Source organism: Candidatus Phytoplasma pruni (assembly GCF_013391955.1).
Taxonomy (GTDB): domain Bacteria; phylum Bacillota_I; class Bacilli_A; order Acholeplasmatales; family Acholeplasmataceae; genus Phytoplasma.
In genome coordinates this window covers 1-8,922 of sequence record NZ_JABUOH010000011.1, presented here as the reverse complement: position 1 = coordinate 8,922, position 8,922 = coordinate 1, and the positions used below count along the sequence as shown (strand labels likewise).

Sequence of the window (8,922 nt, the reverse complement as noted above, 5' to 3'; positions counted from 1 at the left end):
ATTTTTATATTAAAAAAACAATAGAAAGAAGGAGTTTTCTTTATGATGTATCCAAGCATGTTTATTGCTCAAAACAAACTTAGTGGTATACAATTGACTTTTGTTATTATTTTAAGTATTATGACTTTTGGCTTAGGTTGGTTTTTTTGGTATCCTCTTTTTAAATCTTTCGCTTTTAACCGTGATATTAAAATTCAACAACAATTAAGTTATCAAATAGGAAGTGAAATATATAATTTACAAAAAGAAATTGAACAATTAGAAGAAGAAATTAAACAAATGAAAGAACAGCAAATGATAAGAAACCTTACGAAATAAAAAAACATAGAAATGAATTTTGAAGAGAATATGAGTGTACAAATTTCCAAGAAAGGTATAATAAATAATGCAATATTATCAACAACCTCAACAACCATATCAACAAAATAACCAACAATCGAAACAAAATCCTTTTGCTTTAAGCGCCGTTCAGATACTCCTTTTATTGCTTTTATTTATATTGTCTCCTACTGTTTACTTTTGGATGGCAACTTCTAATGGCGGAAAAATATTTAACATGAATAGGGATTATACCATTCATCTATATAATCAAAAAGAAAAATTAGAAAATAAATTGAAAAATTTACAATCTAATAAATCTCAATTAGATATGATAAACATGGTACAAAATAAATAAACATTACCATTTATTTTGTGTCGGCTAATGATTGAAAAAAAGATACTTTTATAGTATCTTTTTTTTGTATTAAGGCAAGAATATAAGAAATCTTTTTAAACGATAAATAAGTGCCCTTTTATAATGTTTTATCACACTTTTTTAACTAGCTAATTACTATTATTTTGAGATTTTACATTTTCTTTTATTTTTTATGTTAAAATAAATTCAATTAATAGAAAGAGGTGAAGAATTTGAATAAAAGTACACAACAAGTTAAAAAAAGATATTTTCTTTGAAATGAAAATATTTACTACAGCAGAAGCAGATTTTACTCATTTTAGTCACTTCTTGCTGTCGTAATATATAAAAAAAGAGTTATAAGGTCATTTAGGACAATATCTTATTATTTATCTTTTTTAGGTATATTGTATGAATCCTATGACAGATAAACTATAAAAATGGGAAAAAATGAAAGAGAAGGATATTATATTTGTCAAATTTAAAAGAATCAATAAAGAAAAATAAAAAATTATGGCTTGGAGGAGGAATTGTACTTCTTTTAGTGCTTTCCGTTACTTTATGGGCGGCTTATCCAAGAACAACTAACAAATCTAACAAAGAGCAAGACGATGTTGCCGTTTCAACAACAGAGAAAAAAGAAGTTTTAAAAATAGGTATGGTAAACCAATGCCCTCCTTATGCTCAATCAGGTAAAAAAGATTCTCCCAACAGTTCAACCGCTAAGAATAACGGAGTGCACCTAAGCGGCACAGACCTTCTGTTAATGAGAGAAATAGCCGAAGAAACTGGTTTAAAAATAGAAACTCATAATTATTTATATGAAGGAATGGTAACAGCCGTTCAAAGGGGCGAAATTGATGGCATGATGTCAGCCGCTAAACAAACACCTGAAAGAGATCAAATAATGAGCCCGTCTATTCCTTATTTATCTGGCAAAGTAGGGTTAGTTGTGAAAAAAAACGACCCTCGTTATAAAGATTTAGATAATTATCAAGAAATTAATAAATTAGATCGTTTAGTGAAAGATGCAAATGGCAATTATCATAATCAAGAATTAAAAATTAATTGTATGATTTCTGCTCAATCTAAAATAACAGTACCTATCTTAGTAAAAGCTTTACAACAACAAAACCCTTCGGTCGCGCAATACATTAAAGAAGGGGAGCATCAAGAAAATTGCACCCAAACAGTGAACACTGTGGTTAACAACGATTCCGACATTTTCGCGGTTGATTATGAAGTAGCTAAATATTATGCTAATTTACAACCAGACAAAGTGAAAACTATTAAATTAAATTTAGATGATAAAGAACTGGAAAACAAATTGATTATCGGACCTTATACTATTTATGTGCGAAAAGGAAATGATGCACTGTTGGAAAAAATAAATAAAGGTATTAGAAAAGCTTTATATCGTGATTACGAAGGAAAATCTTTATACCTGCCTGATTTAGAAGCTAAATTAAAAGAATTACAAAATACTTCCAATCCTGATCCAAATAAAGTAAACGATTTAAAAACGAAAATAAAGGAATTGAATGATAAATATGCTAAATGGTTAGAACTTGCTCTGCAAGAAATTCCTACATCTTAATTTTGAGTTTTTATATTTGAAATACGGACATTAAGTAAAAATTATTTCCAACAATGGTTTTTATCTTTCTAATCCCCTTTTAATCCCTTTTTTAGGAATTAAAATAGAAGATGTGATGCTAATTATTTGTCAAGCAAACACACTTCTTTATGATAACTATTATTTTTTATATAAAATAATAGTTATTTTTTTATTTTATGGTTGCATTTTTTCTTTTTTTATGTTAGAATAAATTCAATTAATAGAAAGAGGTGAAGAATTTGAATAAAAGTACACAACAAGTTAAAAAAAGATATTTTCTTTGAAATGAAAATATTTACTACAGCAGAAGCAGATTTTACTCATTTTAGTCGCCTCTTGCTGTCGTAATATATAAAAATCAGTATTAAAAGGCTTACTTTAAAAAAGTCTTAATTATTTATCGTTTTTTATATGCTAAAAGTGCGTCCGAATGTCTATATCTTTAACGAATATCAATACGTCTTAGATTACTTAGGATATGTTTTATTAACAGGTTCGCATTAGCTGATTTATAATTGTCAAAGCATGCAATGCATTCATGTGGCAAATATTAAAAGAGGCATTATAAAATAACGATATCTTAAAAAGATGATATTTATTATTTTTAATAATTTAAAAACACAGACGCATTTTCTCATAATTATTTATGATGCGTATTAATCAATTCTATGAGGAAGTTATTTGGTAAAATATAACGTTTAGACCATTTAAAGTTTCTTTTCATGGGAAAAGTATATATTTTATGCTTAAAATTAGCGAATATATATTTTAAACATTATACTTTTGATTAAATTCCTTATAAAAATTTAATAAACACTAAAAAACACTTATTTAATTCAAAATAATTGTCAGCGTATAAAATATTTTTTTCAAATCTGTTCTATAGGTTTTTCTATAGGAATGAAAATATTTCTTGGGAGAAGTGTATACTTTGCTCTAAGGCGACGATTTCCAGATGGACTTGTATTAAAAACGCAGTGTTTTATATAAATAATATATTTAAACAATATACATTTCAAAAATATATTTTATATTTTGATGCGGACAATTTAGCGAGATAAAAGACATTTATTTTTATAATGGTCAAATATCCAACAATTTAATTTTCCTGCATTACTTCTATTTTAGTCTTATTTATTTTATCAACTTATCAACAAAATTAATAATCAATATTAACTATAAAAATCAAAACATGAAAGAGAAGGATATTCATTTGTCAAATTTAAAAGAATCAATAAAGAAAAATAAAAATTTATGGCTTGGAGGAGGAATTGTACTTCTTTTAGTGCTTTCCGTTACTTTATGGGCGACTTGCCTAAGAGGCAATGGTAAATCTAACAAAGAGAAAGACAATGTTGCGAATTCAACAACAGAGAAAAAAGAAATTTTAAAAGTAGCTATGGTAAACCAGTGTCCTCCTTACTCTCAACCTGGCACAAAAGGTTCCAGCAACAGTTCGACTGCTAAGAATAACGGAGTGCAACTAAGTGGTACAGATCTTCTTTTAATTAGAGAGGTAGCAGAAGCTGCCGGAATGGAAGTAGAAACACATAATTACAACTACGATTCAATAACAGAATCAGTTAAAAACGGTGACGTTCATTGTATGATGTCAGCAACTAACAAAACTCCAGAAAGAGATTTAATCATGGCTGCTTCTCTCCCTTATTTATCTGGTAAAATTGGTTTAGTAGTGAGAACAAACGACCCTCGTTATAAAGATTTACCAAATGATACGGAAATTAAAACTTTAGATCGTTTAGTTAAAAATGCAAGCGGACAATATCACGCACAACCGTTAAAAATAAACAGTATGGCATCTTCTTATTCTAGAATCACAGTGCCTCTTTTAATGAATGCTTTAAAAGACCAACACCCTACGGTTAAAGATAAAATCCAAGAAGCTTTACCATCAGAAAATTGTACTAGTACAGTTAACACTGTAATTGAAGGAGATTCTGACATGTTCGCGGTTGATTATGAGGTAGCTAAATATTATGCTGATTTACAACCAGACAAAGTGAAAACTATTAAATTAAATTTAGATGATAAAGCGCTTGAAAACAAATTAATTATCGGACCTTTCTCTATATTTGTTAAATTAGGTAACCATGATTTATTAGAAAAATTAAATAGAGGAATTAGAAAAGTATTATATCGCGATTACGAAGGACAATCTTTATACCTACCTGAATTAGAAGCTAAATTAAAAGAATTAAAAGAAAAGTCCAATCCTGATCAAAATAAAGTAAAAGATTTAGAAGCAAAAATAAATGAATTAAACGCTAAATATGCTAAATGGTTAGAACTTGCTCTTAAAGAAGTTCCTAAATCTTAATTGTAATTTATTATGATTAAAAAAATATGGCGTAATTTACCTAAATATTTTGATGGAAAAAACGGAGTTTACAACGCTTTAGTCGTATCTGTAGCGGGCTTGGTTTTAGGTTTTATTTTAGCCATTATAGTGTTTCAAATCAAAACTTTACTAGATAGCGCTCATAAACCTGTTTCATCAGAAAAAAAATCTATTAACAATTATTTAAAAAAAAGCATTTCTCGCACCATTGATGGTATTTTTGATATCTTTTTAGGAGTTCCTATTCCTGCGCAAGCTTTATTAATTTATAATATTTCCAGATTAGATTATATTAAAAAAATTCATCATTTGAGTTATTTTTACATAGGTTTAATCGTTATCACTATAAATGCTACTGTCCACATAGCGGTGATGATTTTAAATCATATCAAATTCACAGATAAAGGACAAGTAGAAGCAGCTTATGCTTTAGGAATGAACGACAAACAAGCTTTTAAATATGTTGTTTTCCATCAAGCTTTAAGAAAATCTAAAATGGGTATTTTGAACCAATTTATCGTTAATGTTCAAAATACTGCTTTCTTAAATATTATCGGATTTGTTGATATAATGTTTATAGCTAAAACCAATGCTACCGTCGATTCGGATTATATCACACCTTACACTACTGTAAGTATTTTATATTTGACATTAATTTTCGTTAGTAGATGGTTATTCAAATGCATCGAAAAAAGACAACTTATCCGTAAAAAAAGTAAACTCCTTAAAAAATAAAATATTAATATCAACAATTGTTAAAAACCCTTTTTAGAACTCACATTTTGAATGAAGTTAGTTTAACCAATCGATATAAAAATATTTTGCCTAAACCGTTTCTTGATAAAAGAAATCGTTTAGGCATTTTTTATTATCATATATAAATTCTTATCGCAGATAAAGGGCGTTTATAAAACTATCCTTCTTGTCTTTCGAACTCTCTTATAGATGTATAAAGCCAAAAAGAAAAGCTAAATTGTTCTTTGGAAAAAACAATTTAGCTTTTATTCTCTATATAATGGGAACAATGTTAACATTATTTAGTTTTTTTGCTTTTGAAATTAAATTTATTTTCTTTACCTTCGAGCAAATTAATAATATTTTTGTAATGTTTTAAAAAGATAATAATTGTGGTGATAAAGATAAAACATAATTCCATACAATTTTGTGGAGGATTAGGATTGTGGTGGTACAAGATAGAAACACCAGTATTAATCCATAAGCCGACATTTACTAAAGCAGTGGCTATCAAAGATGATAAAGAGGCGTACCCGCTAAACCTTACCATAATAACAAAAGATACAATTCCTAATAAGCCCACTAGACAATTAATACTGGTGACAAAACCAACCGAACTAGCGATAGCTTTTCCGCCCTTAAACTTGTTGAACATAGAAAACATATGTCCTAAAACAGCGGCTATACCGAAAAATACTCTATATGCCTTGATTTCTGGATTAATATTCCCATTATTAGTTAAACATTCAACGATAAAAATTGGCAAAAAACCTTTTAAAAAATCTAAAATAAAAGTTAGTAAACCCAATTTAAAACCTAATACTCTGGTTACATTTGAAGAACCGATATTTTGCGAACCTAAAGTGCTAATATCTTTGTTTTTAAAAATTTTTCCTACCAATAAGCCTACCGGAATAGAACCTACCGTATAAGACAATAAAATAATACTTACAATAATAGTTATATGTGACATATTCATATTTTCATTTTTCAAACTTTCTTTTATTTATATTATAACAATTTAATAAATATTTGTTAATTAACAAATAATAAAAAGTTAAACATATAATTTGTAAATTGGTCTAAAACCGGATGGGGTTACATATATAAACATTTAAAACCGAAAGTGGATATAATATAAACTAAAGGACCAACTACACGAGTTGCTATAGTCGCAAAAGGTAATAAATCTTCTCTGTGACTAATAGCCATTACTCCTAAATTGCCCGTTCCACCGATACTGTGCGAACAAAGCCCAGCCGTTAAAGATAATTCTAGAGGGTAAAAACCTAATGATTGGGCGAAAATAAAAGTTGTTATCACAGCGACCGTTAAGGAAGCGATAACAATTAATACAACACTAGGATTTTTTAAAGTATTTATTAAAGTGTTAAAATCAGTAGTTAAACCTAAACCAGCTAAAACAGGACCTGTAAAATTAATAGACATGAATTTGCCAGCTTGGGACACAGCATTTTGATACTTATCAGACAGTAAATCAAAAATTTTAATAGCTAATAAAATGATAATAACATAAACCATTGCGTCTAAATAACTATTTAAAACTTGGTTAATCATATTGCCTAAATTATAAAGAGCGAAAATGATCAATAAACCCATCCCTATTTGTTGATGTTCTAAAGGTTTTTTGGTAGATTTATGAGAATTATCCATCTGTTTTTGTTCTAAAGAACCTTTTCCGCTGTATTTAGTTTTATCAAATAAAACAAATAATAAACCAGCGAAGAAAATGCTTAAAACACGAGCTAAAATTAAAGGTGCCAAAAGAACACTTCTAATTTGACTTGCATCTGCCGTTTCTTGAAAAGCCTCTTTATAAATACCATTGGAAAAACCACCAATCCCTAAATTCGTTCCTCCGTTAGTTAAAGGCACAAACACAAAGAAAATACTATCCCAGAATCTTCCTTGAGATTTATTGGAGAAAATCTTATCTGGTTCAAAATATGCTAAATAACCTAAAAAACCACTAACAACAAAAGAAAAGGTAATAGCGATTAAAGTGATCGGAATAAACTTGATTAAAGATCTTTTTAATAAATCTCTATCCACGCTTAAAAGACTACCGGCAATAACGATAGTGATAAAAAATTGAGAGAAATTAACACCTAAACCACCATTCGCTCCTGGTTTGTTGAAAAAAGCTTTATCAAAATTATCAGCTATGTGTTTCGGTATTATTCCTTGATAAATTAAAAAAGATGGTACTAAGATAGAAAGTAAAAAACCAAAGCCTAATTTGTTGAAAAAAGGCGTTTTAGAACCAATATAATTTAAACTAATCCCTAAAACCATAGTAATAAATAAAGGCGTTAATAAAGGATGCCATAATTTTTTATTATCTTCATATATCTTCATATAAACGATATTTAAAATCATTATTACAACAAAACTTAAAAACAATAAAGGATGAAAACCAAAAATCTCTATTTTCTTTTTATTATTTTTTTCATTCATAAAAAATGTTTTCTTCTTTCTTATGGATTAGATTGTTAATACATGAACACTTATCATTATATTTTATTGAGAAAAGTTTATAACAAGAAAAAGTCATCAATCAACGACCTTTATTAATTAAAACCTTTTATGAAAAAAAAGGTTTTGTTATGTTTCATTTCTTTACTAAAAAAATTTTTTTCTATCTGATGATTAACTATGTTTTTCGTTGAAATTAAATTGTTGATAAATAGTTTGTATTTTATTTCTAAATAATAAAAAGACCACTAAATTGATCACATTGGAAGTGATTACGGGAATAAGATTTAAAAACCATAAAATAAACCAAGTTTTGGTTGTTCCGCCCTTAAAAAAAGAGTTGATCAAGTCCACAAAAAAACCTTCACGAGTAGATAAATTTTTTTGAATAATGGTTAGCCACGCATAACCATTAATCGTGCGAGAAATACTTTGAATAACGATAATAACAGCGAAAACTAGTAACATTTTTTGATAATTTTTTTCGTCCATTTTGAGAAAAGATAGTAATAGATATGCTAAAATAGGTATAAAAGACCCAAAGATAATGTTTTTAACGACAATAACAGCACTTTCGTCTGCAAATAAAGTTTGAAAAGTATTATAGATTTGTATGTATTGAAAGGAGGAGTAAAAAGTCCCATCAATAAATAAGTAAATCATTAAAAAAGTTAAAGCATATTTGAAACTAAATAAAAACATTAAAACGAATAAAGGGAAATGCCAAAAAACCCAAAATTGAGCATCTACAATCGGCATTTTTTTAAAACTAAATAAACTGCCAGAAAGAAACTTTTGGTTCATTTGAGCTAAAATAAAAGCCATAGCTATCAAATTAGCCCCTAAAGTTATTTTTTTTAAATCTATTTTTTTAGTCATATTTGTTGGTTCCTTTGGTACGAAGATATGATGCATGAAAGAAAGAATTGTTGATAGGATTAATTGGATAAACACAATTATGCTTGGGTTTTATGTGAATCATTATATTTATGTCTTTTTTATTTTAACATATAAGACCTCTTCAAGGGGCAAAGCTAG

General features: G+C 27.9%; 8 protein-coding genes. 5 read left to right on the top strand and 3 right to left on the bottom strand.

Translation table 11 applies throughout. The annotated features are described in order from the left end of the window. Positions 1 to 42: 42 nt before the first annotated feature. The 5 genes from HR065_RS00385 (at position 43) to HR065_RS00365 (ending at position 5,388) form a co-directional block, all read left to right on the top strand. Positions 43 to 318: a hypothetical protein gene (locus HR065_RS00385; RefSeq protein ID WP_178733944.1), complete on the top strand. Its 276-nt coding sequence runs from the start codon at positions 43 to 45 to the stop codon at positions 316 to 318. A 67-nt stretch (positions 319 to 385) separates the two neighbouring features. Beyond that, positions 386 to 676, top strand: coding sequence for a hypothetical protein (locus tag HR065_RS00380; RefSeq protein ID WP_178733943.1), 291 nt, complete (start codon positions 386 to 388; stop codon positions 674 to 676). A 472-nt stretch (positions 677 to 1,148) separates the two neighbouring features. Next, positions 1,149 to 2,273, top strand: a complete 1,125-nt coding sequence (locus HR065_RS00375; RefSeq protein ID WP_178733942.1) for a substrate-binding periplasmic protein — start codon at positions 1,149 to 1,151, stop codon at positions 2,271 to 2,273. A 1,234-nt stretch (positions 2,274 to 3,507) separates the two neighbouring features. After that, a complete protein-coding gene (locus HR065_RS00370) occupies positions 3,508 to 4,632 on the top strand; it encodes a transporter substrate-binding domain-containing protein (RefSeq protein ID WP_178733941.1) in 1,125 nt (374 codons plus the stop codon). A gap of 12 nt (positions 4,633 to 4,644) precedes the next feature. Continuing rightward, positions 4,645 to 5,388, top strand: coding sequence for an ABC transporter permease subunit (locus HR065_RS00365; RefSeq protein WP_178733940.1), 744 nt, complete (start codon positions 4,645 to 4,647; stop codon positions 5,386 to 5,388). Between the two features lie 298 nt (positions 5,389 to 5,686). On the opposite strand, the gene plsY is transcribed toward HR065_RS00365, so the two are convergent. The 3 genes from plsY to HR065_RS00350 all read right to left on the bottom strand — a co-directional run bounded on the left by plsY (position 5,687) and on the right by HR065_RS00350 (position 8,763). Next, on the bottom strand, positions 5,687 to 6,367 hold the full coding sequence (plsY, locus tag HR065_RS00360; RefSeq protein ID WP_178733939.1) for a glycerol-3-phosphate 1-O-acyltransferase PlsY: 681 nt from the start codon (positions 6,365 to 6,367) through the stop codon (positions 5,687 to 5,689). Between the two features lie 119 nt (positions 6,368 to 6,486). Then, positions 6,487 to 7,866, bottom strand: coding sequence for a 2-hydroxycarboxylate transporter family protein (locus HR065_RS00355; protein WP_178733938.1), 1,380 nt, complete (start codon positions 7,864 to 7,866; stop codon positions 6,487 to 6,489). A gap of 192 nt (positions 7,867 to 8,058) precedes the next feature. Next, on the bottom strand, positions 8,059 to 8,763 hold the full coding sequence (locus HR065_RS00350) for a hypothetical protein (RefSeq protein WP_178733937.1): 705 nt from the start codon (positions 8,761 to 8,763) through the stop codon (positions 8,059 to 8,061). Positions 8,764 to 8,922: the final 159 nt, after the last annotated feature.